Source organism: Streptococcus mitis, assembly GCF_965111735.1.
Taxonomy (GTDB): Bacteria; Bacillota; Bacilli; order Lactobacillales; family Streptococcaceae; genus Streptococcus; species Streptococcus mitis_DR.
On record NZ_OZ217346.1, the window covers coordinates 1,730,394 to 1,754,487 of the forward strand.

General features: G+C 35.8%; 22 protein-coding genes and 1 pseudogene. 1 reads left to right on the forward strand and 22 read right to left on the reverse strand.

Annotated elements, in window-relative coordinates; all coding sequences use genetic code 11:
- Nucleotides 1–11: 11 nt before the first annotated feature.
- The 16 genes from ACLV7W_RS08365 to ACLV7W_RS08440 all read right to left on the reverse strand — a co-directional run bounded on the left by ACLV7W_RS08365 (nucleotide 12) and on the right by ACLV7W_RS08440 (nucleotide 21,195).
- Nucleotides 12–3,074 (reverse strand): SspB-related isopeptide-forming adhesin, encoded by a 3,063-nt coding sequence (locus ACLV7W_RS08365; RefSeq protein ID WP_411865788.1) that lies wholly within the window; start codon nucleotides 3,072–3,074, stop codon nucleotides 12–14.
- A gap of 23 nt (nucleotides 3,075–3,097) precedes the next feature.
- Nucleotides 3,098–3,910, reverse strand: coding sequence for an LPXTG cell wall anchor domain-containing protein (locus tag ACLV7W_RS08370; protein WP_411865789.1), 813 nt, complete (start codon nucleotides 3,908–3,910; stop codon nucleotides 3,098–3,100).
- Between the two features lie 16 nt (nucleotides 3,911–3,926).
- On the reverse strand, nucleotides 3,927–5,000 hold the full coding sequence (locus ACLV7W_RS08375) for a hypothetical protein (protein ID WP_411865790.1): 1,074 nt from the start codon (nucleotides 4,998–5,000) through the stop codon (nucleotides 3,927–3,929).
- 12 nt (nucleotides 5,001–5,012) lie between these two features.
- Nucleotides 5,013–5,351: a conjugal transfer protein TrbC gene (locus ACLV7W_RS08380; protein WP_125447545.1), complete on the reverse strand. Its 339-nt coding sequence runs from the start codon at nucleotides 5,349–5,351 to the stop codon at nucleotides 5,013–5,015.
- Nucleotides 5,352–5,441: 90 nt separating this feature from the next.
- Nucleotides 5,442–7,292, reverse strand: a complete 1,851-nt coding sequence (locus ACLV7W_RS08385) for an AAA family ATPase (RefSeq protein WP_411865791.1) — start codon at nucleotides 7,290–7,292, stop codon at nucleotides 5,442–5,444.
- A 2-nt stretch (nucleotides 7,293–7,294) separates the two neighbouring features.
- On the reverse strand, nucleotides 7,295–9,040 hold the full coding sequence (locus ACLV7W_RS08390; protein ID WP_411865792.1) for a type IA DNA topoisomerase: 1,746 nt from the start codon (nucleotides 9,038–9,040) through the stop codon (nucleotides 7,295–7,297).
- A gap of 161 nt (nucleotides 9,041–9,201) precedes the next feature.
- Complete coding sequence (locus tag ACLV7W_RS08395) at nucleotides 9,202–14,055, reverse strand: PBECR4 domain-containing protein (RefSeq protein ID WP_411865793.1); 4,854 nt, start codon at nucleotides 14,053–14,055, stop codon at nucleotides 9,202–9,204.
- Nucleotides 14,056–14,066: 11 nt separating this feature from the next.
- Complete coding sequence (locus ACLV7W_RS08400) at nucleotides 14,067–14,327, reverse strand: hypothetical protein (protein WP_411865794.1); 261 nt, start codon at nucleotides 14,325–14,327, stop codon at nucleotides 14,067–14,069.
- A 117-nt stretch (nucleotides 14,328–14,444) separates the two neighbouring features.
- Nucleotides 14,445–16,814: a MobP2 family relaxase gene (mobP2, locus tag ACLV7W_RS08405; protein ID WP_411865795.1), complete on the reverse strand. Its 2,370-nt coding sequence runs from the start codon at nucleotides 16,812–16,814 to the stop codon at nucleotides 14,445–14,447.
- A gap of 18 nt (nucleotides 16,815–16,832) precedes the next feature.
- Nucleotides 16,833–17,393 carry a hypothetical protein gene (locus ACLV7W_RS08410; RefSeq protein ID WP_411865796.1) on the reverse strand — a complete coding sequence of 187 codons (561 nt, stop codon included), beginning with the start codon at nucleotides 17,391–17,393 and terminating at the stop codon, nucleotides 16,833–16,835.
- Nucleotides 17,394–17,403: 10 nt separating this feature from the next.
- Nucleotides 17,404–17,853 (reverse strand): hypothetical protein, encoded by a 450-nt coding sequence (locus tag ACLV7W_RS08415; protein ID WP_125447557.1) that lies wholly within the window; start codon nucleotides 17,851–17,853, stop codon nucleotides 17,404–17,406.
- Nucleotides 17,854–17,863: 10 nt separating this feature from the next.
- The gene (locus tag ACLV7W_RS08420; RefSeq protein WP_411865797.1) at nucleotides 17,864–18,652 is read right to left on the reverse strand and encodes a DNA/RNA non-specific endonuclease; all 789 of its coding nucleotides are present in this window, start codon (nucleotides 18,650–18,652) and stop codon (nucleotides 17,864–17,866) included.
- 2 nt (nucleotides 18,653–18,654) lie between these two features.
- Nucleotides 18,655–19,002 (reverse strand): hypothetical protein, encoded by a 348-nt coding sequence (locus ACLV7W_RS08425; RefSeq protein ID WP_411865798.1) that lies wholly within the window; start codon nucleotides 19,000–19,002, stop codon nucleotides 18,655–18,657.
- Nucleotides 18,995–19,312, reverse strand: a complete 318-nt coding sequence (locus ACLV7W_RS08430) for a hypothetical protein (protein WP_411865799.1) — start codon at nucleotides 19,310–19,312, stop codon at nucleotides 18,995–18,997. Before ACLV7W_RS08430 ends, ACLV7W_RS08425 begins: the two co-directional genes overlap by 8 nt.
- Nucleotides 19,313–19,724: 412 nt before the next feature.
- Nucleotides 19,725–20,012 carry a hypothetical protein gene (locus ACLV7W_RS08435; RefSeq protein ID WP_411865800.1) on the reverse strand — a complete coding sequence of 96 codons (288 nt, stop codon included), beginning with the start codon at nucleotides 20,010–20,012 and terminating at the stop codon, nucleotides 19,725–19,727.
- Between the two features lie 181 nt (nucleotides 20,013–20,193).
- Nucleotides 20,194–21,195 (reverse strand): hypothetical protein, encoded by a 1,002-nt coding sequence (locus tag ACLV7W_RS08440; protein ID WP_411865801.1) that lies wholly within the window; start codon nucleotides 21,193–21,195, stop codon nucleotides 20,194–20,196.
- A gap of 74 nt (nucleotides 21,196–21,269) precedes the next feature.
- Between ACLV7W_RS08440 and ACLV7W_RS08445 the strand changes: the two genes are divergently transcribed.
- Nucleotides 21,270–22,229: a hypothetical protein gene (locus ACLV7W_RS08445; RefSeq protein ID WP_411865802.1), complete on the forward strand. Its 960-nt coding sequence runs from the start codon at nucleotides 21,270–21,272 to the stop codon at nucleotides 22,227–22,229.
- Here ACLV7W_RS08445 and ACLV7W_RS08450 read toward each other — a convergent pair.
- From ACLV7W_RS08450 to ACLV7W_RS08475, 6 genes and pseudogenes are all read right to left on the reverse strand, one after another.
- Entirely contained in the window at nucleotides 22,215–22,466 is a 252-nt protein-coding gene (locus ACLV7W_RS08450) for a hypothetical protein (protein WP_411865803.1), read from the reverse strand. The two genes, ACLV7W_RS08445 and ACLV7W_RS08450, sit on opposite strands and share 15 nt — an antisense overlap.
- Nucleotides 22,467–22,526: 60 nt before the next feature.
- On the reverse strand, nucleotides 22,527–22,751 hold the full coding sequence (locus ACLV7W_RS08455; RefSeq protein WP_411865804.1) for a multidrug transporter MATE: 225 nt from the start codon (nucleotides 22,749–22,751) through the stop codon (nucleotides 22,527–22,529).
- A 67-nt stretch (nucleotides 22,752–22,818) separates the two neighbouring features.
- Nucleotides 22,819–23,265 (reverse strand): annotated as a pseudogene (locus ACLV7W_RS08460) (thioredoxin).
- Entirely contained in the window at nucleotides 23,262–23,684 is a 423-nt protein-coding gene (locus ACLV7W_RS08465; protein ID WP_203179772.1) for a hypothetical protein, read from the reverse strand. Before ACLV7W_RS08465 ends, ACLV7W_RS08460 begins: the two are co-directional and overlap by 4 nt.
- 15 nt (nucleotides 23,685–23,699) lie before the next feature.
- Nucleotides 23,700–23,903: a hypothetical protein gene (locus tag ACLV7W_RS08470; RefSeq protein ID WP_000878299.1), complete on the reverse strand. Its 204-nt coding sequence runs from the start codon at nucleotides 23,901–23,903 to the stop codon at nucleotides 23,700–23,702.
- Nucleotides 23,904–23,911: 8 nt separating this feature from the next.
- Nucleotides 23,912–24,073, reverse strand: a complete 162-nt coding sequence (locus tag ACLV7W_RS08475; protein ID WP_192833033.1) for a hypothetical protein — start codon at nucleotides 24,071–24,073, stop codon at nucleotides 23,912–23,914.
- Between the last annotated feature and the right edge of the window lie 21 nt (nucleotides 24,074–24,094).

Sequence of the window (24,094 nt, forward strand, 5' to 3'; positions counted from 1 at the left end):
AATTCATCAAATTAGTTTTCTTTCGACTTACGAAGACCTGCAAGATTCAACAATCCCAAAATCATTCCTACAACTGGAAGCATGCTGCTTGCTGTACCAGTATTTGGCAATGATGGTTTCTTAGGCTCAGGTGTATGTGTTGTTACCTTTGCTCCCGTTTCTTGACTGTTGACAATGTTCACAAATTTATTTTCGATTTCTCCACTTGCGATACGTTCAACTTCGATATAGAAATCAGCGTTAAACGTGCCTTGCACTCCTAGAGAGTTCAAGAACTCTTTATCAATATTATAAGCCCACTTGCCTTCTTTCTCATTCCATGTTACTTTAACAATCTTCTTGATAAAGTCAGAGTTTGTACTTTTGTCAAACTCAAATTGGAAGGCATACGCAGAGCCTTTAGCAATCTTGTCTCCTGCCTTAACCACTTTACCGTCAGACAAGACTACATCATAAGGAAGAACCAAGTCTTTTTCGGCAACGTATTCTGTACCACGAATGACACCAGACCAATTACCTGTATATCTGTCATGCTTCAAGTCAAGCATATCAATACCGTCATATTGGTAAAGAGTATCATGTTTAACAGGAACAGTTACACCATCAAGGAAATAGCGTAAATATTCACCAATTTTAATTTCTTGACCGTCACGAATCTTCTTATCATCTTTCTGATCCACAGCGTGTTTTTCAGGTTTCAAGTCAGGAACTTGCACAGTTACCAAGTTAGAAATAGAGGCATTACCAAAGTCAATTTGGTTAAAGTCGTTTTTCACAATTTTGCCTTTTTCTACCAGCAAACGTGCAGGAAGGTCAATCGTAATATTCTTAGCTTGTTTCACATAGTTTTTATAGAATGAAGCAGAATCTTTCGCTACCCAAAGGTAAAACTCGCCTTTAGGATTCAACCCAGATTCTTTCAAAATGTTTTGAATTTCTTTTGTACGTTCTTTTTCAGAAAGAACATGGTACATATTAAAGAGCGCTTTAACATCTTTACCAGTAGAATCCTTCATAGTGATTTTGCTGTCATCTACTTTGTAAGCACCATCTTGTACATCATCTACCATAGCCCATGTTTTACCATAAGTTTTAGAATCAGCAGTAAACGTTGAATAAGGCTTATAATCAGTAGTCAAACTGAATTTTACATTCTTATCGAATGTATTAGCCCCATCAATATTATGTCCGAATGTATCAACAATAGCCTTTTTAGGTTTTGGAGTTGATGGTTTCACACGCAAGCGTGAATAGTTCACTTTTACAGTAGGAACTAAAGGCATTTCAGGAATTTTTTTCTTCTCTGGTGGAGTTGGAGGAGCTGGAGTTGGGAGTGGTGTACGAGGTACAAACTCTTTTGGTTTCTCCAATTTAGGTTTAGGAATTTCCTTAGTGTCTTTTGGCTCGTACTTAGGTTTTTCAGGTGGTGTAGTCAAGACTGTTACAGGAACAGTTGCACTTGCTTTACCAAACAATCCAACAGCCCAGTTTTCATCTTCAAAGATTTCTTTATCAGTTGGAACAGGCTTACCTTCTGCAATAGCTTTATTTTTAGCACTTTTACGAACATAATCAATATCAGATTGCGAACGTTTCCCTACTCCATTGTAGTAAGAGAGGTTCAATATAGAACCATGACCTATAGAAAGAAGTGAACCAAGTGGAATATCTGACTCGTCTCCAACGTTTTCATATTTACCACCAGCAGACTTATGTTCACCCTTATAGTATTCTTTCCCATCACGAGTGATTTTCTTAACTTCTGAACCTTTTGGATTGAGGACAAGCCCTTCTGTTCCATCTTCGTAAGTCAAACGCAACTCTTGTCCCCAGTCAATGTCATTCAAAATTGAAGCAATAGTCAAGATAGCTTTTTGCTTGTTTTTTTCTAGGAAGAACTCAATTTTAGGATTGAACTCAACTAAGTTCCAAAAACCAAAATTGATAGAACCGTCTTTAGCGTATTCATAAATTTTAATTTTTGTGTCTGTCAATGGTTTCCCATTTTCAACCCATTCACGCTCAACTTTTTGTAACGTGAAACGAGCAGAGATTTTTTCCCCTTTATCGTTTTCAGCAACGTTATGAATCGTGAAAGAATCGCCTGCTTTTGGTTCATGAACTTGCCCTAACAAACCCTTACCTTTAACGATAAGGTCTTTACGACTACCTGAGATAGTTGAATCGGTATGAAGCCCAATATAGTCTTTAACCTTCATCAACCCTTCTAGCCCCTCGAATGAAGCAATCAGCTTTTTATAGTAATTGACGCTTCCACGTTGGCTTTCGTCATAATCGCCATAAACCGTGATATGAGGTTTTTCAGCTTTTAGGCCCTTCTTAGCTAGTTCTTCTTTTTCTTTGTTGTACTTAGCAAGATCGCTTTCATATTTTGCTTGTTTTTTGTCATAATCAGCTTTTAAATCAGCGTTGTCCTTTTCAACCTTTTCATTGTAGGCTTTTTGATCTGCTACGTTTTTGTTGTAGGTAGCTTCTTTTTCAGCGTTGTCCTTTGCGATACGCTCATTTTCAGCTTTGGTATCAGCTTCTTTTTTAGCATTGTCAGCAAGAATAGCCTTATTTTCAGCTTCAATACGTTTGACTTCTGCTTCATGATCTTTTACAGCTTTGTCAAACTTATCTTGTTTATCCTTGTTTTCTTTTTCGATTACTTCACGTTCTTTAGTAGTTTTATCTACTTTAGAAGAATAATCATCAGTCACAGTTTTGACATTTTTTTCCTGATTAACATAATCAGCTTCAATTTCTTTCTGCTTACCTGCTACTGTTTCAGAGGTTGCAACACCTTTGTCCTGAACAACTCCAACTTCAACCTTTACACCTGCATCTTTAGCTTCTGCTACAGCTTTGTCAAGGTTATCATGAGTAATAGGAACTTCTACTTCTGTTTTCTTTTCTGCGGCAACAGGCTTAGCAGTTGAAACTTCATCAGCCGATACAGTACCATTAAACGCCATACCTAACATAGCAAGCGCCAAGATTACTCCACAAGCTCCTGCAACTTTTGTTTTACGGATTGAACCGAATGCTTTAGTTTCTTTTGTTTTAAACATACTTTCTTTTCTCCTTTACTTAATTAAAATAGTTTCTTCTTGTAGAAATAACTAACTGCTGTCAATAACATTCCACCGATTGCAGCTAGGAAACTTTGTTCTGTTCCTGTGTTTGGAAGGGTTTTGAGCTTACCATCTTTGTCTGTAACAGAGATAGTCTTATCTTCATTGACAGTACCTCCGACCTCTTCAGGAGCAACCACTGAACCATCTGAAAGAACTACGTTTCCGCCTTGGGTGCTAACGATAGATGCACCTGTATTTGTTTCAACGGGTTCTTTGGTTACATCATGGACAACTTGTCCAGTTGATGTAGATCTTGTTCCAATTTGAGATTTCCCTTGCTGGTTCGCTTGATCAGTAGTTTTTGGCTGTTCATTCGGAACACCATCTAAGCTACCTGCGTTATCTTTATCTTGCGCCTTATCTGAAGGCGCTGGTTTATCAGCTGGCATCCCGTCAAGACTTCCTGCGCTGTCTTTGTCTTGTGGTTTATCTGATTGTGTTGGAACACCATCGAGACTACCTGCATTATCCTTATCCTGTGGCTTATCAGAAGTTGCTGGTTTGTCTGTTGATACCCCGTTAAGACTTCCTGCGTTGTCTTTGTCTTGTACACTTGGCGTTGTTGGGTCAACTGGAGTAACTGAAGGCTCTGTTGGCTGAACTGCTGGAGCTTCTGTTTCTGTTGAAGCGCTAGGTGCTGTTGGCGTAACTACTTCTGTTGTTGGAGCTGAAGAGTCAATTGGTGCAAGTTCATCTGCTGATACATAACCAGCTTGTGCAAGTGCGATTGTTGATAGTGCGAGTGTAGCTAATACTTGTTTCTTGTTCATTGTGATTTTTCCTTTTCTAATTTTTAAGATAATTTGATTCTTTTGGTTCTGTTTCTACAACAAATCCATATTTTGAAGAATCAGAAGCTTTTACATCAAAAGTTAATCTAACGCTAGATGATTTATCACCTTTTTTGACTGATAGGATATAGGAAACCGTGTATTTTTGAGTTTCTGAATCATAATTCAACTTCTCTAAAATAACGGACTGTAAAATCCCTTCTTTTGGTTGGGTAAATTTTGCATTACCTTCAGAAAGAAAATTCACTAGGTTTTCTTTTTTGCCTGAGTAATAAGAAGGTAAGAAATAGCGGCTAAATACATCAACTTCATTTTTCGTTGAAATGATTAGTTGAGTATTTTTTTGTTCCTGATATAAGAAATTTACTTTTTCTGACTGGTTTGATAGTTGGGTGAAAGCAAAGAATACACAAACAATGTTTACTATTGTAAGCACTCCTAAAAAACCTAAAAATAGATAAAATTTCTTGAGGGAAGTTGACTGCTTATGAGGTACAGAATCCCCAATATCTGGTTGTTTTCTAGCTTTTGGAGCAGGGGCCAAACTACTTGATTGAGAACCAATCAACGTTTCACCTTCGGCTGGGAAAAGGGGTAGAGAAGAATCAGATAATCCCAAACTTTGTTTATATACAGGATAAATCTGGTTCTCAAAATACTCCCTTTTTTCTTGATAGCTGTAATTCGCAAATTCAGAGCGAGTAAGTATTGCTTGAATAAGGGGAAGCAAGAGATTTTCATAGTCTTCAGTAATGAGGAATGGACTAGCATAAACCTCTCCTTCTGTCACTACAGTTTTCCCTTCCATATGAGCAATTGCTACTTTTTTCAGCTGAAACCGACCATACGCCTGTTTTAACTCTTTAAATAACAACTCCGCTTGTTGAAATGTTAGGTAGGGCAAACTTTTTGAAATAGGCTGAGAAAAATTAGAAAGATGATCCAATCCCTCAATAATATCAAGCAGTTCACTATCTTCCTCTAGACCTCTTCCATCGTCCCAGGTAAGCTCTAGGAAAAGCTCATCGGTAATAGAACATCTATTTTTATTAAAGAGTGAAAAAGTCATAATTTTTACCCCTTAATTTTTAATAAAGTTAAAGAACCATTCAATAATACCTGGGCCTGCTGCAACACCAATAATTGCAACTGCAATCGCAACCCAATGTTTCTTCATCGCCGCTTTTAGCTCACGTCCACCAAAACCATAAATCAATGAGGTTACAACCGCTGCTAAACCAAATAACACAACACCGATTCCCTGAACCTTAGTTATTCCTTCTTTTGCTAAGGTATCAGACTTGGCGAACGGATCATCCGCATAAACTGTAGATCCTGTTAGAAATAGAGAAAGGCTCAATAAAAACATTTTTGATTTTGTTTTTACTTGTTTAAATTGTCTTGTCAAATAATTTTTCATAGAAATCCTCCTTTGTTATTTTGACAATATTAGTGTAATAGATAATTGAAAAAAATTTTTAAAGGGACAATCATTTTTTTGTTGTGAACTTTATGAAAATAATACTTCACCAAATGACTTATTTTTAGCCTCAACTTCAAATAATATTTCTCTTTTATCTTCACGATGGTGTTCATCTGGCGCATCACCTTCTACCCAAAGATGAAAATGATATTCCTGGTTGAAATCTGATAGATTAAGAAATTCTTTAGAAATTAAAGGAAGTACTTTATGCTTAATCACTCTTTCAAGTGGCCGTGCACCGTCCTTTATATTTGTTCCTACATCTAATAAATAAGTAACCAAACTTTCTTCATAAGAGAGAGTCAACTTTTTATTCTTCATTCTTTCTTGAATTTCTGATAGCTGTTTGACAATAATTTCCTTATTCACTTCCTCGTCTAACATGTTAAAAATCAATTTATATTCAATTCGATTGAGAAATTCTGGTCGGAATTTAGTCTCCAACTCCAACGTCATGCTCTTTTCAAACTTAATTTTATCCCTATCGGTTAGCTTTTTAAAATTCCCTTTCAATTCGTACTGCTTAATAATTTTTTGAGAACCAATATTCGTAGTAATAATGACAATCGTATTCTTAAAGCTCACTTGCCTTCCAGTTGAATCAGTCAAACGTCCTGCATCCAGCACCTGCAAAAATAAATCTACAACTTCTGAGTGTGCTTTCTCCACCTCATCGATCAGAATAACGCTATAAGGTTTTTGTTTAACCTTCTCAGTCAATTGACCTTTTGTCCTAGTTTGACGATCGCCAATCAACTTTGTAATATCTCCTTTTTGCTTGTACTCAGACATATCAAAACGAATAATCGCCTCTTCATCATCAAACATCCCCTCTGCCAATGCTAGGGCAAGCTCTGTTTTTCCAACTCCTGAAGTTCCTAGAAACATGAAGGAAGATAGGGGCTTTCTTTGATCCTGTAAACCAGCTTGTGCAACAGTTATAGCATTCACAACAGCATCTACAGCCTCATCTTGACCTTTAACACGTCGTGACAGCTTTTCTTTTAAACCATCTAGTCTTTCCTTGTCACCTTTCAAAATCGTCGTGACAGGAATACCTGTTTTATTTTTCAGTACCTCTGCAATTTCTTGCTTCCCAACATGACCTAATCCATTTGTAGAACAAATTGTCGCTGCTTCGTCTATTAAGTCGAAGGCTTTATCAGGTAAAAATTGATCTGGTATGTAACGAACAGATAAAAGTACAGCTTGTTTTACAGCAGCAGAACTAATAGACACCTGGTGAAAACTTTCGTAAATAGCTTTAGCTTGTTCAAGAATTTCAACCGCTTGACTAGTTGTTGGTTCAGAAACCATAATCGGTTGCATCCTTCGCTCTAGCGCTCGATCCTGTTCGACATACTCATGAAATTCATCCAATGTAGTTGCGCCAATCAATTGCATCTCACCACGTGACAAAACTGGTTTAATAATATTTCCAGCATCCAAAGCGCCCTTATCTGAACCACCAGCACCAACAATAGTATGAAATTCATCAATAAAGAGAAGATTCTCTCCTTTGGTTTCTACCATCTCCTCAATAATTTTTTTAAACTTAACAATAAATCCTCCATCCTCATCTGACATTAAGCTAGATAGTTCCAGAGAACGCACGGTCAAATTTTTTAATTTTGGAGATACCTGGTTTCTTAAAATGGCTAAAGCAAATCCTTCAACAATAGCTGTTTTTCCCACTCCAGCTTCTCCTACCAAAATAGGATTATTCTTAGTTCGCCTGAGAAGAGTGGTCTGAACAGCTTCTACTTCTTTATCACGTCCGTACACCTGATAATCTTCCGCTTTTTTTGAAACTTTTTCTGTCAAATTATCTGTATAACGATCTAAATAGGGTGTTTTTTTCTTTTCTTCAGTAGTCACACTTAATCACCTCTTTCTTTTACTTCCTTGATTTGAAGAGTGAGCTTATCTTTTATTGCATCCACAAATTCTCGTGGATTGATTGTCCCTTCTCCAATCTGAGATAGAAACATTTCCCAGCCTCCTGTTGTCTCTGGATCAGAAAACTCATTGTCATAGAGATAATTGATAAGTAGATAGGCTTTGTTGGTAGGCGTTAGTTGACCTGTTTTTTTATCTTTAACAACATAACCCTTACTTTGAATTTTTTTAATGATTTCTCCTCTAGTGGCTTGTGTTCCCAAGCCATATTTAGGAAATATTTGGCCAATCAATTGGCTTTCAGTTAATCGTTTAGGTGGTTTTGTTTCCCCATTTGCAATCTGGACTTGTGTCTCAATTCTATCTCCCACTTGATAATCAGGAACTTCAACAGGACCTCGTACCTTTCGTGAACTCCATTCAGCCCACCCTAATTTATGAAGCGTTCTACCCTTTGTTTTAAAAACAAGACCATTATTTTCTACTTCAATTGTTTTAGTTGAATAATAACAATCATCCGCAAACATCAAGATTGCTTGCTTCACAACTGCTTCATAAATCAGCCGTTGGTCAGTTTTTAAATTCGAAAGGTTTGGAATTCTTTCAGTCGGAATCAAGGCTGAGTGGCTTGTACCAGATACTTTTTCATCATTGACATAATCTTCTCTAGGCTCCAAAAACGCTGGCTGAAAATGACAATTAATAGCTTTTTGATAGGCAGATAGATTTTCTTTTAAATCGTCAAATTCCAAATGATTGATGTATTCTGAGTCTGGTCGTGGATAGGAGAGAAAACCTTCCAAATACAGTCCCTCAACAATGCTCTCCGTTTTACTTGAGTCAAATTTCCAGGCGCTTGCTGCAAAACTTTGTAATTCAGACAAGGTAAATAGTTGTGGAGCGGATTTCTGATGATTTTCTACCTCAACTGAAGAAACAACAGAGGTGGTTGATAATCCCCTTGAAGAGGCTAAAATAGCCTCACTATCCTTAGTTTTGTCTTTTGTGGTGAAGAATACCCCATTTTTCTTATCCTCCAGCTGAAGCCTCCAATATTTTTCTGGGGTAAAGTTGCGGATTTCTAAATCATTTTCACAAACTAGTCTGACCGCTGGTGTTTGAACTCGGCCAACCGATAGATGGCTACCTTTTGTTCGAGGGAGTTGTCCTCTTGCTTGAAGATCAAGAGTTGCAAGAGGTGATAAGTTCATTCCTACCAACCAATCACTTTGTGCACGTGCTTCAGCTTCCAAATAGTAATTATAGGTCTCTGAAGGTTCCTTCAATTCCTGAAAAGCTTTTTGAAGAGCTTTCTTGGTCAAGGAGCTTGCCCAAAGCCGTTTCCAAATTTTCTCCTTGCCTCCTGGTATGTGCGACAAAATAGAGTACGCAATCCGCTCTCCTTCTCTATCAGCATCCGTCCCAATAATCACTTGATCCGCTGCTACCACTTCATCATAAATTCTCTTAAATTTTTCTCTTGAATTCTTATCCTCCTTGAGATGTTGCTTAAATGAAACATTTGTCAGAGGTAATTTATCAAGTGACCAGTTGTCTGGTTCACTGTATTCAAATAAGTGCCCTTCAGCAGCCACCACATGGACTTCAGCTGGAAAATAGAGTGATTGCCTGATAACATAGACACCTTTCTTTTTACTAAATTGTCCCAAAGCTGTAGCATAAGCTTCTGCCTGTTTCTCTTTTTCAGCCAGAATAACTATAACCATATCATTCTCCTTCTACTTCATTTTCTGTCATTGTAATCTATAATTAAAAAATCTTTTGTAAAGGGACATTGACACAGAGTAGAACGAGTTCATATCAAAGAACAACACAAAAAGTTATATAACTTTTTACACAAAAAAGAGGCTCACAAAGAGCACTCTTTCTATACTTTAAGCCCCTTCTTTGGGCTTTGGATAAAATTTTGATTTTGTCCCACCTGTCTATTCAACTGATAAGGCTTTGTATGTTGTTCAACACTTTTTACAATCTTAGATACTGTTCCATGAATCCGTTTCATAGATTGCGCTAGTTGTTGATCATCAAGAGAGGTCAAATTATCAGTCCAAATTGCCATATAGCGAATGGCTTTTTCAGAGGTATCTAACCCAAAATGATTAGAAACGAGATAACTTGTCATCTCAGCTTCAAGTTCTCTACGATCTTTTGAGACATCTTCCTTATACGAGTTAGCAAATTTAGGGTTATGTAGACTAGCATGCGCCAACTCGTGAATAGTAGTGGCAACGACTTCTCCAGGAGTATTATCTGGATTCAAAAGTATCTTTTGTTCATCTGGATAAAAAGATCCTTTCGCACTTCTCAACTCTTTTGCATCGTCTTGATAGATTGTTACCCCAATATTCTTAGCATAGTCTGAAAGTCCTTCAAGCACCTCTTTCGTACGAATATGATCCATATTAAAATCATAGTGACGATTTGGCATCGCTTTTGGATAAAATTCAGGCTTCAAGGTTGTTTGAGACAACTCAAAGACTTTATACGTAGCGAATTTAGCTAAGCCTGTTTTTGAATCTCTTTCCTGGAAGAAGCGAGATTTTAACTTTCCTTCTTTCTTTAAAGCCTTTTCTTCAGGTGTCGCTTCAGAAAGTCTTTTATATTTTGGATTTCCTTTCCCATTTTTCACCTGATTCCCATTTTCATCCAATACAGGAATCATTTCAACCATCATAGGTCTAAACAAGGTAATATGTGATTTTTCTCCTGTCTTAACCGAAAGATTGTTATGAACAACTTCTCTTGTTCGACCTGTTTTTTTATTGGTATAGGTGTTTCTAGTTTCAAATACCTGATCTGAAGTAATCCCAAGAGCTTCCCCCATAGATTGCCATTGATTATAGGTTGCGACTGCATTCGCTCCTGGCCACTGTTCCTGAATCAAAGCAACATTTCTAGGTGAGAGTTCTGGAAACTTACTCATAAAATTCATATACTCTTCTAACCGTTCTGGTGTTTCTGTGTACTCTCTCACTTTTTGAAAAGCAACCTCACTCAATTCATGAGGCGTTAAAGTAGCATAATCAATACTACTTGAGTTTACTTCAGGAGTCTCCAAATTCGAAATAGGTTCCTCTTTCAGAATCTCCTCTACACGCTGAAGCAAATTATTTTTAGTTTCTTGCTTAGAAGATTGAAAAGCTACCGTTTCACTTGTATCAAGAGTTTGACCTGTTACTTCTTCTGTCAATCGAGTTGATTCATTTGCTTCCTGGGAAATTTCCTTGTTCACCTCTTTATTTTCCAGCTGAGAAAGAATTTCTTCATCCATCAATGCTAGTTCAGATTGACCGTTGAGTCGACGATATCCTAATCCTAGCATTTGTGAAATTGGTTTAGTCTCATCTCCAACATCATATCGAATTCCTTCTTTAATCACTTTCCCACCTGGAGCATAGACATCAAACTTAATTTTGGTAGGAGGGATATAGCCTTCAGTATTGCCTGCTGTTACTTGTTTCATTCCTTCTTGATGAATTGGATAAAAGTCCTGATTGGCCTTATATAGCTCCCTAGCGAAATCTTGATAAGATATCAGCTCTGTCTCTTTAAATGGCAATATAGGGCCTTCTGGGCGTTCCTCAGACCATTGAAGGCGTACATGGTAGTTTTCCTTATAGATATGATCTTGTATCCATTCTTTATAAAAATCTGAATTTGTATCTAGGAGATGATCTTCACCAGCTGCAGCAACAATCTGATCAAATTTATCATTGTACTGCTTCGCATAGTCAAGATAATGATTCCAGGCTTGATGAAATTCTTCTGGAGTTTTTGAGATGTCATTTGGCACACCTAAATTATAGACAGTATCCAAAACTTGAGTAAAGGTAGCTGAATCAAGTGAGGTTTTATTCAGTGTGTTCTCTGGATCTAGTAGTTCAGGTTCTTCAGAAATCTCCTCATACTGCTTATGTTTTAAGACAGATAACATTTCCTCGCCACCATCTTTAACATATTCATCATTAATCGATAGCTGTTCAATCTGGCCATCACGTTCACGGAACACACCAAGAATAGGTGTTTTATCTACCGTATCTAGTTCCTTGGTAATTTTTGTCCGAGACTTAAAAACTGATATTGGAATATAGTTTTCTTCCTCTAACTCTTTGAATAACAAGATAATATCTTTATCATCAGACTTTATAAGACTATCAAAACGTCCATCATATCGCCTAAGATTAGTTAAATCATCAAAATAGAAAGATGTACTTTCTGTTGCGACTGAAAGATCTGATAAGACCTTTAGTTTGTCAAAAGCCGCATCATTGTTAGCCAATAAAATATTGTCAAAATGCCCATTTCCTTCTGCAAAATCATGTAAAGTTTTCTCAGGTGTCTGCCCTGATGCGATTGGCTTAATTCCTGTTAGATGCATGAAGTGCTTTTCTTCAAAATTCACTTGTACAGTCTTATCAGGGGTAACATAATTAATCTTTGAGTTTGCCAACTCATCCAAATAATATTGTGCTGCATTTTGCAAAGCTAGTCTACGGATTGGACGATTTAATTTAGTTAATTCATCCAAGGAAATAGAGTGATAGTAGCCATCATTACTTGACTGAAACTCTTCATTTATGGTAAAATAAAGTAAATGAGAGGATGTCGTAGGACGACTGGTAACAGAGCGTTCAAAGGTGCCAGCTTTTGGTACGGGTGTGGGACTGCCTTCAGCTTCGGGCTGTAAAGACCCCAGACTACCACTGGTCCTCTCATTTTTTTGTTGCTCCAAAATCACATCTAGCTCTTGAGATTTCTCAGGGGCTTTTTCTTCTGAAGTCTCCATTATCTTAATAGGATGAGTCTCAAGACATGACATCAAGTTATCCAATAATTCATGGTTTAACACCACTTCTCCCTCTTGCTCATCCAAATAGTGAAACAATATATTTGGTGTTGTCACAAAACCATGGGCAAAATCTCTTGTTCCGGATTCAATCAATGGATACTCTAGCATTCGCTCAACCGATTGTGATAGATTATCAAGGGTTCTTTCACCAAAATAGGCGCCAAAACTGTCACTTGAAAGGCTTTCTAGCTGCTTGTTGGTATTATAGGCTGCTATAGCAAGTTCACCAATAAAACGGGTTGAAATATCTACTCCCAAAGCTCTCTGATGAGGTTTCAATGCTTGATACAAGGAATCCTGCTCAGGAGTTCCTTTTTTCTTGTATAAATCAATCGTTTGATCATCAATAGAGGTTAAAAGTGAATGAATAGGAGACAATACTTCCATTCGTTTAGCGTTGAGGTATTTAGTAGGATGGCTATTTCCTAACTTCGCAAAGACATCATATAGATAGAAATCTGGGGCAAATTCAATTGATAATTCTCCAGATTGAATCCGATTATTTAATCTTTTAGTTAATGCTTCGTTTTCCTGTTTTACCTCTTCATAGCTCATCAATCTTCCAGCATTCTCCTCTATATTCCTAATAGACTCTTGATTGCTTGGAGAATGCTTTTCTGCCGCAGCCAGATCTGTTTCAGAGGGTCTAGTCGACTGAACAGAGAAAGAAATATTGTTCCAATTTTCTTTAAGCCACTCCGCATCTTCAGGAGAAAGGTGGCTGGTATCAGGGAAGTGACTTGATTCTGATAAAGTTTCTTCAGCCATTTGTTCGTATTCTGATTTGCGACTATCAGGCTTTTCTTCCCGTTGATTCTTCAGAACATCATTCCAGTCCGTTTTATCTTGTCCTGATTTTAGTTCTGGTAGATCTGAATTGATAACAGCTCCTTTTGCCTCCAATTCTTGAATGAATGTTCTACCTGCTTTATCATTATCTAAAGCTAGAGTAATCAAATCCGCATTTTTCCCATCTTCAAAAAAGTGATGATCAATAGCTACTTGAAGTCCGTCCGCTAATTGTTCAGGTGTCCATCTTAGCGGTTTTCCTGATATTTCAGCTTGAATTTGAGATAGATGACGGCCTATAGTCGATTCTTTCAAACCATCCATAGAAACTAATCTGACGTCCTGAAGACTATCTTTGTGCAATTCATAGTAGGACATTAAATCAATTGGACTCTCAGTGAAAATCAATCGTTTTGGACTGCCAATATCAACATGAATACCTGTCATAGGATCGGAGTTTTTCATAATCACTTTAGCATATCCATGTTTTGGCCACTTCTCCCGATTCTCCTGGATTCCTTGTAAAGAGGCTCCAACAACTTCACCTGAAGAAGAAAGGGACTTGAATACAATAACTGGCTCAATCGCATTTGTTGAATTTCCGCTATTACCTTCCGCAAAGTAGTCAAGTTTAGCATTAGCTTGGGCTAAAACGCCCTGTTCCAAAAAATAATCAATCGTTTCATCGGATAGCCCACGTTGATTTCGTAAGTAGTCTCGTCCAGCTGATAACGGCTGCTCGTATTTCTCAAGATAGTATTTAAAATCCTCTTGAGGCCTTTCAACCATTTGAAACTCTTTAAAATTTCCATCATTTAAAAAATCTACCGATTGGTTAAAATCTACTTCCTTTATTGTCTCAACCAAAGAAATCGCATCACCACCTGTATTTCTAGAAAACCATTTCCATAAATTTTTATCAGGCGAAATAACTAGGCTATCATGTTCTTTCCATCGATAGTCTCGTCCAGATCGAACCAGCTCCATCTGAAGCTCGTTTGCAACATCCAAAATATCTCTAGAACGTGCAAATTCAACACGTTCTCTACGGCTTTTCCCACGTCTTGATTCTTGTTCTGTCATATAAAATCTCCTTAAAATCCTTCATACTGTGGTTTGTACGGCTCTTTCTCTGCTGGTAGAAATGTTTCTGGATCTAAGTGAACCAATTCCCCTACTGAAAAAGATTCAAATAGCTCAGAATTTTCCTTAAAATCTAGAACCATTTCTAAATCAGAATTTCTTCCTTGACCCTCAAAATGCACTTGCTTATTATCGGCATTCATTGCCGTAATTAACCATTCGGCTGAGAAATCAAAGTTTTCAACTGCGACATCTGGAAATAATAGCTTCATTTTTCTTCTCCTTTCTCTTTTTATCCTTCTATTCTATGTAATAATCGAGAAATCACAGTTAAAGGGACAATAGATTTCCATTTTCAACAAAAAAAGTCATTGCTTTTACAATGACTCTTATATACTGTGTCCCTTCTCCTCCAGTTCTTGTCTCTCATCACTTCTCTCACGTTCCATGAGGGCTTTTTTATTTGCTTGTTGAGCCCTTTGAAGAGAATTGGTCAAATTTCTCATGAAATCTGTATTGATGACTGCTTTACCTTGAGATTGTTGGACGTTTTTTCTTTGCAGGTTCTTCCTTTCTTGCATTTTATGTGAAACAGCTTGAGCTAACTGACTTTTCTGATTGCTTTCTTCCTCCGGCAATAATTTTTGATAGAGTGATTTGAGTTCAGAAAATCCTTCCGCATTCTCCTGTTTTAATTTTTGAATAGTCGCTGGATCAATAGTTTGTGAAATTTCCTTATTTCGACTGTAAATCTGATGTTTCAGCTGAAAAATTGAGATATGGGTCTGTAGCTCTTCTATATAGCTATCTTTCGTAACAGGATAGCCCTTTAGAATAGTCAACACTCCTTCATCTTGAAGAGGTTGAACTGCTGCTAATTCTCCCTTCAAACGTTTAATAGGTGCTTGAATTGCTAATGAATCAGCCTTTTCTACTGAAAATGAAACACTATCTTCAAATTGGTTAGCAAGAGATTGTTTTAGAGATTGGTCTGCTTCACCTAGTTTATAATTTGGAGTCAGTTGCAATTCAGTCAGCTTCAGTCTTTGAAGAATCTCCTTCTTTTTTAATTCAACAAATGGCTTATCAGTTTCAAGTGGTTGAATTTGATCAAAAAGAGTTTTACGAACTAATAAACTACTCTGTTTTTCCTCCAATAAACTCAATTTTAAAGCATAGCGAAATGTTCCTAACTCCTGTCGCTCTTTTAATGAGCGATCACTTTTCTTTTTAGCTGCTTCTACAAGATCTTTCAAATCAGCTGAAGAAAATAGCGATAAGTCACGTAAACTAAGTTGCTTCTCCAGTAAGTCTTCTTTCATCTGACTCACATCATAAACTAATTCCGTAACATATTCAGGACGTCCCAAACCTGTTCCGTGTTTATCATAAGCAGCATAAACTGGTTTTGTAATTTCAAGAGGTTTGGCCCCATCTTTCAAATCATAACCCAGTTTTTTCCAAGCATCTAGTGTTTTGATAACACTTGCATTGGGATCCTGTTCTAAAATCATTTGTTGATTCTTTACTGAGAAATTGGATAAATTTTTTTCCAGCCGAACATCAGCTATTTCAGGAGCATTCTCACGAAATAGGTGCAAGATTCTATTTGCTAATCGTTCTCTCAACTCCTTCTCTCGATTCGCTATTAATTGCTGCAGATGATAGCCTGCAGCCTCCTGTTGTGTTTTCTCAACACGACCATCAAGTTTCCGAATCTTCTCGTAGGTTGATTTTTTTCCAGCCGAATAAGCTCCTCTATAGGTTTCTAGGAATTCCTTCGTTTCTTTCAGGAATTCTTGATAGAGCTCTTTCCCATCATTTTCTAAATAGGAATCCAGATAGCGATCAATGAAGAATTTACTGACTGCAAAATCTCTTGCATTTGAGCCATAGCGCCATTTTTTATCCATAGGCAAATGATTATAAGCCTGTTCCAAAAAATTTTTTTCAGCCGAAGAACGAACCTTCTGATCTCTAAATACAGAATTGATCAACTCACTTCTGATATTGGCCAAGATTTGTTCTCGTCGAACAATCATTCCTCTAGTCTGTTCATTCAACAAGCCATGAAAAACATCGCTTTTAAAACGCTCAATAGTTTTCTGGGAAAAGTTTCCTCTGTACTCCATTCGTCCACGAGGTCGATAGAAAATTTTTTCTCTTGCAGACTCGACTTCTGATAAACCAAAATGCACATGAATATTATCCGTATTCAAGTGAATGTTGGCCCACCAAAATGATGAATCAGATAAGCCTTCTTTTTCAATCAACCTCGGCAATGCTTCACGTATGACCGACTTAATAGCTTGCTGATCGACTTTCCCAGTTTCCAGATCATATAATCCCTCCTTGGACAAAAAATCATTATCAAAAGAGATAACACCCTGCCATAGAAGAGAGCCATTTTGATAAGCCTGTTCTAACTTACTTTTCAATTCAGTTACTTTGCTACGCTGCAAGTAATTGGCCTCTTTTGTAAAAATCGCTGTCATCTCTTCATTTTGATTTTCAGTAGCATAAGAACGATTCATATAATCGATGTACTCCTGGAAATTAAGTTTTATTTCTGGGACTTCAGCTTGGATTTTTTGTAGTTCATCTTCAGTTAGAGACTCAATATTTTGTCTGTGTGTTTCTAAATTTAATTCATTATCAACCTCGACAGCTTCGTCTCTATTGGTGTAGTCTACAAACCCACTATTTGCTTCTGTATATTGCAGCATGAAGGTAATACTTGGACTAGAAGATACGTTCATTATTTTCCTCTCTTTGAATTAAAATAATCCATTTTTCCTTAAAAGAGCGTAGTCTTTTAATAACGGTTGTAATTCTTCAGGTTCAACTTGAAAATCATTGATCCACCGTCCTGATTGAGAAATATGTAATTCTTTTTGCTCTTCAACAAATTGCATTGGAATCAATAAGATATTTGGTTTTTCTAACTCCGAACCACTTTCTCGTTCTAAAAAGGCGACAATAAAATCTTGATTTCCTTTTGTCCTCAATTGCCAGTGATGGGAGTTCCCATTTTTCTTTTTATATAGTGAGCTATATTTTACATCAATCGTTAGACCATCTAGCCAAAAATCATATACTGGATTATTTTTCTTGAAATACTTATTCGCATCCGTTGCATCTGGAACATACTTTTGAAAAAGTTCCTCGGCCATTCCCCCAAGTTTAGCTGTCCTAGAACCATACTGAATTTTATCTTGAATTTTCAGGCAGCCGCTCTTAATCAGTTTCAAATGAGCTATATGAGTAGGCAACCCTGACTGTCTCACCGCTTCATGAAAGTCTCCTGTTTCCAAATAGATTTCAACAACATCTACCATTTAGTGTACCTCAATGAGAATGTTTGATTGTTTGACCACGTGCAACATCTTCTTGAATGACATCGTTGATTCTTGCCATTAATTCATGCTGTGTAGGATCCAGTCGTGAATGAATAGATTCCAAATCTTGAACATCAAAATCATCTTTCGTAATAGCATGAAAGTTGGTTAGTGTTAAATAGAGAATTTGATCAAGTTGACGATGAATTGCCTTGTTGTCATTTCCAGAATCAAAGCTACCTCCAAAATTTTTTTCCAGCTGAGTCAGTCGCTCATAAAAATTTTTTCCTTCTCCTAATTCAATAAATAGTTTATAAAAAACTTCAATCAAAGTGACAAGCGTTGCTGAATTATTTCGATACTGTTTCTGCAAAGCAGACGATTCTTTCAAGTAAGATTTTACTTCCTTAAATTTTTCATGTGTTTCTTCGCTAAAGTATAAGCTAAGTCTTGGATTCATTTTTCCCTCCTCAATTTTTCTGAGATGATCCTGTCAAATAATTGATTTTATATCCTGGTTGAATATTAAAGATATATACATCAAATGAAATCTCATCATCTTCAATACTCTGTGCTTCCATACGAACTCCTCTAGCAACTAATTCCACATTTCTAAATATAGGAGTTACTCGATAGCGAACATGGTGGTTCGTATTTTTTATGTAGTTAGAAATTTTATTTTCATAGTAAACCATTGATGATTGTTCATCTTCAAAATTTGCATTTAAAGCACGTGTACCTGTAAATAAATTTTTAGCATTCGCATTCTCTCCACTTAATTGAAAACCGATTAAGTGAGAACGATTATATAAATAATCTTCTTTCCCGTTGAAAATTATTTTTTTATTTTTCCATCCTGTTGGTGTGATAGACGAAATAGATTCTCTATCTTCAGTTGGCATCAAATCTTTTCCCAACATCGCTTCAGCAATTCCTACACGATTTAAAAAATCTAAATCAGAATATTTTTCCCAGCTACCATTTTCTAAATTCAATTCGCTTTTTGTAAATTGTGATTTTTCATTGACAACAATCACTTGATTTTTTCCATCATACTCCTTCGATTTCAAATCATCATTTTTCAGAGAAGTATTCAAATTTGAGTTGGAATTTTTTTCTTCAGCTGAATCGGCTATGTTCAATTGAGTCGAGATATCATTTTGTGTCAAGCCAGATTTGATAGCATTAAAATTGTTAGGTTGTACGACAAAGATTGCAAGAAAAATAAGAATGATGAACAGAGATTTATTCTTCTTCATTTTCAAACACCACCTGACCGTCGCTCAGCTTCAAGTGCAGATACATCATCCATAAAATGTAACCAATTTGTCGTTAGTTCATTTACAATATCTTGTTTAACATTTAAAGCTGAAAGAGAAATTTCATTCTTCAACATCAATTCTAAAATCTGACTTTGTTGTTTTTTGATATAGGACAATGTTTCCGCAAATTGATTATTGTACAAATTCAATCCGTCATTCATTACGATATTTTGAACTTGCGATAACATAAACTCATTAAAACTTGGATAGTTATATTTTTTTGAAATGGCCTGAAGTTGTTCAAACATATCATCAGGAACATTTCTAATTAAAAAATTTTTAGTCATCACTTTCCACCTCCCCTTCATACTCTAACCAACGTGAAATATGATCACCATAACAATCCATTTTTTCTTCAAATTCAGAGAGTATCCTTGTCTGTTTTTTCATTTGTTCAAGAACATGGTCAGAAGCTAATTTCATATTTTCCAAATGAGCAACATACAAATCTTGAGCACGATTAAATTTTCCGTACTCAATTTTTTCACGACAAATTGAGAGCAGAAAATCATTAAATGACTTGGCTTTATTTTTATTGGCAAGAGATTTTAGGTAGCTAACCTCTTCCTGTGCTAATCCTCTAATGAGAATGTCCATCTGTATCCTCCATCTTATTATTTATTGTCCCAAAAACAGGACTTCTTTTTTCTTTTGTCGAAGCAAAAGCAAAAAGAAGCAAAAAAGAAAACTTCAACCTCGCAACATCACGAACCGATACGGTTCTATTTTTGCGGTTTTTCAACACACTAACACACACAGAGGGACTAAGGTCCTTTTTTAGTGTGTTGTGGTAGAAAAGAGCATAAGGGAAACTGATATCACGTTCCGTGATATGTTGATAGTATCAACGTTTCCAATGATATCAATTTTCTCGGCTTCACCTACTTACACACACATGCTATACTTACCTTTACACACTTTATAGGTGTTATACTTACACTGTTTTTATTCTTTACATACTTTTACTTACACCATTTTTGACTTCATTTGGAAGTTTAAAACTCAAAAATCAAGACTGATTTTCAACTGGAAAGGTTCCTTCTTCACGTTTTTTCTTAGCTGCTAAACGTTGTTCTTTTTCCTCTTCTTTGATGAGATTTAATTCCATTTTTAACTCTTCAAAAATCGATTCATACGACTGATTTTTATTTTTCTTCAATTGAATTTGAACATAAATTTTACCAATTTGTTTTTGAAGATCCTCTTCTGCTTCTTTACGTTCCTGTTCTAAAAGGGCAACTTTTTTCTTTGCCTCTTCTAGTTGATTATCAATTTTTGTTAAATCATTTTTAGCCATGATTACTTCTCCTTTTTATTTAATTAATCCAATTGTAACCGAAAATCTCAAATTATTTTTTAAAGGGACAATCATAAAAAATAAATCCCCTTAATTCAAAAATTAAGGAGATTTTTGACTGCTATTTGTTGGTAAACACAAACTCGCTTATCATCGAAAATGCGCTCTTTGTTTCACTTTTTTAATTCATTTCTACAGTTTCAATAGGATTTGAAAATTCAAATGTTCCATCTTTGACTGCCTGTTTTTTCTTGTCCAAAGACTCTAATTTAGCCTTTAACTTCTCAATGTTTTTATAAGCTGTTTCAATAGTTCTGTTCTTCGTTTCGATATTTGTATCCAGCGTAGCAATATTCTTTTGATTGGCTTCTAGATCATCACCTGTTAAATATTTTGCTTCCGCTTGAAGACTCGCTTTTCGTGAATTATCATCTTCAATTGATTCCTTTAATTGAGCAATTGAGGTTGTCAATTTTTGAGACTGTTCATTCTGGAAATTGATCTCTTTTTCTATTTCCTGAAGAGTAAATTCTTCTCTGGAGACAACCTCAATAGCTTTAATTTCAAGCTGAGTATTTTGAGAAGTTACAAAAAATTGTACAGTGTCATCTTCTTCAGATTTCTTCTGAGAAACCTTTTTAGAATCACTGGATGGCGATGAAATATTCACATCAATTGAACTAGAAGCGACTGTCTGATTTGTCACATCGATCGCAAATGCACCAAAATTTTTCGGAACTCCTTTAATAATAACTGATACTTTATTATCAATGATTGGGACAACATCCATTTCTATTTTTGAATCTTTATGTTGCGCATAGAGTTTCCATTTCAATCGTTTGGCATCGATGCCCCGATCTATCGAAGTCGTAGCATCTTTCGTCTCAAATTGTAAAACAATAATTCCAGTATCTGGTGAATATTCCTGGCTGACCAGTTTCATCTCACCACTGCCATTCGCAAAAACCTGCTTTGTTTTGAGTTGTTCTGAAGTATAAGTTTGTCTTTGTGGCGAGAAAATTGCTCCCATCAAAAGGGTCAACCAGGTCACAAACAACATTGAGAAAATAACTAGTTTTCTCTTAATAATATTCTCTTGAAACCAAACTTTAATCTTAATAAATGGTTTCAAAATTGGGCTAGATTTTATCTTTTCAATCCATCGTTTTGCTGTCTCTATCATGATAGATTTATCCTTTCTATTCTATGTGAAATAATGATAAAATAAAATAAAAATTATTAGTGAGGTAATTATTTATGTCTTTTCAATCTGCTTATAGTTTAGAATTAAAACAACACGTAACTCCAAAAGAAGCCTTTGATTTTTCCTGTTCTCTAATCGGAACTCCTAATCATTTAACTGATGCCAAAAAATTTCAATGTGGAGAAAAATGCTCCTTCAAATTAACCTTAGCTAACTTCAATAATCCAGACTTTAATAAAACTCCCTATTTTACTCCTGGGGCAAGAAATCAAAAACATGACCCTAATAATTGTCAACGTATGATTGAACATTATCAACAAAGGGAACAAGAAGTAACGTCTGAAAATCATATCTCTTTTTACCGTGAGAAAAATAAACTGGTTATTGACTTAGACCTTGTTAAAGGGAGCTTGGCTACTGTAACTAAACCTAGACAGAAAGACGAATCCAATTTTTCTTCTGAGTCAAATAAAGATGAAATTCATCGTCAGAGCTCTCATTCCTCTCGTACTGATGAGGACAAGAGGACTTTCCGTAGCCATGTGAAACAACTCAGAGACTTAGTCAATTATTTTTTAGAATACCAGTCTGGAGAGAAGTATACATTCTATGATAAATATAAAAGAGAAATCCAACTCGAAAGATACTTTGTCAATCTAAAAGAAGCAAACCAAAGAGGAATAAACCTAGAAGATGTTCATATCTATTATGATACTGCAACAGTAAAGTCTATTTACAACAAAGAGAACCCTGAAAAAAGTTATTTTTTAGTTAGATTCCATAGTTTATGCACAATTGAACAAGACTCTAATTATCCAACTATAACGATTAACAAAAGCCTCGCTAGCCATCATGGAGTTAAAGGAAAGCTGAAAATATTAGAAAAAGCATCAAAAGATAAACAACCTCTTAAACTATTTTACTTTGGAAAGTTTGTTAAGCATAGTTCTAAGAAATACATTAATCCCGACGTAAGCTATGAAGATATTTTGGACTATTTAGTCATCAGTTAATATTTCAAAATCTAACAATTCTTGATGAGTGAACTCTATAATTTTGTATGAACCAATAAAGCCAAAATCTTCTAGGAAATGACTTTCAACAGTTTTCCTAGCTTCCTCATAACTATTAAAAACTCTTGTTCCACTAATTTCATCTGACCAAGCTACTTTCCCACTTTTTTGTGGGACTAACCAGACACTTTTTCCAATATTTATTTGCATAAGAACAGCGTAATATTTTTGTTCCATATTCTTATTTTTACCTTTCTAATTCTAAATAGTATCTATTTATGGTTTTATAATAATGGCTTATCTCTGATGCCCATTCCTCTTATATTCTTTCCAAATAAATGAAACCTTACTTTTCGGCCAAACACTTTTTAGTAACATTAAGAACGCTAATGGCATCCTTTTTGTTTTGATTTCATTTCCAAATTTATCACATATAGTTATCTTGAAGAGGGGCACAAACCAGATCGCAATCAGGACAGTTCCAACCACCCCATGCGCAATAGCATTTAAAAATTGATACATACTACCTCCTTAGACATACTTCAATCTTTGAAAAGGTTTCTCAGCCCACTTACTAAACCTTACCCTTTTAGTCATTTATGGCCTCCTGGATTCCTTTCTCATCGGCTACAATCTTTTCCTCTGAATCTCTTGAAGCATATAGATATTTCTTTATTTTTCCCTTACGAATTTTAATGATAGTTGCAGCTTTTTCAACCTGGTATTTTTCTACCAACTTTTGACCTTCTTCTGTTTGAGTGTCAATGTAAAATGTGGGATAGGAACCTTTATTAGCTGCATCTACAACTACACTTTTTCCAACCTGACAGTAAGGACAATCTTTTTTATAAAATACTAGATTTACATTTTAATCAAGTACAGTATTCTGGTATTCCTTCTGAGTAAGATGAGGATCATAATCTAAGATAAAATGATCTTTATACATCCTATATCCTCCTAGAACTGCAAGACTCACAAATAAAATAACGAGAATAGCACCTACAGCTAACTTAATGTGTCTAAAAAGCTCTTTCATACTACTTCCTCCTCATCCATAAAATCAAATATGGAACCTTGAACATAATCAATCTTGGCCAATTCTTTTATTTCTGATTTCAAGTTAGTGAACGTTGTCATCACTTCTTGAAAAAGCAAAGGATCAAATTCCTCGGAATCCAATACACGGACAATTGGCAACATTGGATAATGATCTCTCAACTCCTCCTGCAGATAATCTGAAATCATTTTATCATTCGAGATAACACTATCTACTCTAATGATCGCTGGAATGCTAGAAATACTCTCCTCGTTTTGATAAAAAGTTAAAGCTACATCCCCTGCAGAAACCGACTCAAATTTTAAGTTATCCGATGAAAGTTTAAAATAATAAGCCAATGGTTCTTGTCCAACTCCTGTTAGATAGTATCCACGGATAATTTTGAATAACTCTGACATCGACCTTTCCCCTTTCTAACAAACTTTTAAAAGCCTAAACGGAGCTTGATACACATCAGGATAGTGAATCAATCTCTTTTTTCTTTGTTCAGGAAGTGGTTTACGATAATGTTTTTGAAGATACTGAAAAGCTAGTCCCAATGTATCAAAAACTAAAACTTTATTCTCCCCATTACAAATATAATCACCTAATTCAAAACTAAAAATTACATACTTCATTCTTAATCTCACTTTCTATTTTGGCCAATCATTGCCAGCTGATCTGTCTCTAATTCAGAATCATATCCGTTTTCTAAACGAACTCGTTGACGAATCCCTATAAGCGAGAGAATTATTAAAACTCCTCCAAAAAATATAAGGCTAAAGAATCCAACTAAAATCAAAATCATATCATTCCTCCTTAAGTTATT

Bases quoted from the DNA above. Each gene is read 5' to 3' on its own strand.
- ACLV7W_RS08365 (WP_411865788.1), bottom strand. From the start codon at position 3,074: ATGTTTAAAACAAAAGAAACTAAAGCATTCGGTTCAATCCGTAAAACA.
- ACLV7W_RS08370 (WP_411865789.1), bottom strand. From the start codon at position 3,910: ATGAACAAGAAACAAGTATTAGCTACACTCGCACTATCAACAATCGCA.
- ACLV7W_RS08375 (WP_411865790.1), bottom strand. From the start codon at position 5,000: ATGACTTTTTCACTCTTTAATAAAAATAGATGTTCTATTACCGATGAG.
- ACLV7W_RS08380 (WP_125447545.1), bottom strand. From the start codon at position 5,351: ATGAAAAATTATTTGACAAGACAATTTAAACAAGTAAAAACAAAATCA.
- ACLV7W_RS08390 (WP_411865792.1), bottom strand. From the start codon at position 9,040: ATGGTTATAGTTATTCTGGCTGAAAAAGAGAAACAGGCAGAAGCTTAT.
- ACLV7W_RS08395 (WP_411865793.1), bottom strand. From the start codon at position 14,055: ATGACAGAACAAGAATCAAGACGTGGGAAAAGCCGTAGAGAACGTGTT.
- ACLV7W_RS08400 (WP_411865794.1), bottom strand. From the start codon at position 14,327: ATGAAGCTATTATTTCCAGATGTCGCAGTTGAAAACTTTGATTTCTCA.
- mobP2 (WP_411865795.1), bottom strand. From the start codon at position 16,814: ATGAACGTATCTTCTAGTCCAAGTATTACCTTCATGCTGCAATATACA.
- ACLV7W_RS08410 (WP_411865796.1), bottom strand. From the start codon at position 17,393: ATGGTAGATGTTGTTGAAATCTATTTGGAAACAGGAGACTTTCATGAA.
- ACLV7W_RS08415 (WP_125447557.1), bottom strand. From the start codon at position 17,853: ATGAATCCAAGACTTAGCTTATACTTTAGCGAAGAAACACATGAAAAA.
- ACLV7W_RS08420 (WP_411865797.1), bottom strand. From the start codon at position 18,652: ATGAAGAAGAATAAATCTCTGTTCATCATTCTTATTTTTCTTGCAATC.
- ACLV7W_RS08425 (WP_411865798.1), bottom strand. From the start codon at position 19,002: ATGACTAAAAATTTTTTAATTAGAAATGTTCCTGATGATATGTTTGAA.
- ACLV7W_RS08430 (WP_411865799.1), bottom strand. From the start codon at position 19,312: ATGGACATTCTCATTAGAGGATTAGCACAGGAAGAGGTTAGCTACCTA.
- ACLV7W_RS08435 (WP_411865800.1), bottom strand. From the start codon at position 20,012: ATGGCTAAAAATGATTTAACAAAAATTGATAATCAACTAGAAGAGGCA.
- ACLV7W_RS08440 (WP_411865801.1), bottom strand. From the start codon at position 21,195: ATGATAGAGACAGCAAAACGATGGATTGAAAAGATAAAATCTAGCCCA.
- ACLV7W_RS08445 (WP_411865802.1), top strand. From the start codon at position 21,270: ATGTCTTTTCAATCTGCTTATAGTTTAGAATTAAAACAACACGTAACT.
- ACLV7W_RS08450 (WP_411865803.1), bottom strand. From the start codon at position 22,466: ATGGAACAAAAATATTACGCTGTTCTTATGCAAATAAATATTGGAAAA.
- ACLV7W_RS08455 (WP_411865804.1), bottom strand. From the start codon at position 22,751: ATGTATCAATTTTTAAATGCTATTGCGCATGGGGTGGTTGGAACTGTC.
- ACLV7W_RS08465 (WP_203179772.1), bottom strand. From the start codon at position 23,684: ATGTCAGAGTTATTCAAAATTATCCGTGGATACTATCTAACAGGAGTT.
- ACLV7W_RS08470 (WP_000878299.1), bottom strand. From the start codon at position 23,903: ATGAAGTATGTAATTTTTAGTTTTGAATTAGGTGATTATATTTGTAAT.
- ACLV7W_RS08475 (WP_192833033.1), bottom strand. From the start codon at position 24,073: ATGATTTTGATTTTAGTTGGATTCTTTAGCCTTATATTTTTTGGAGGA.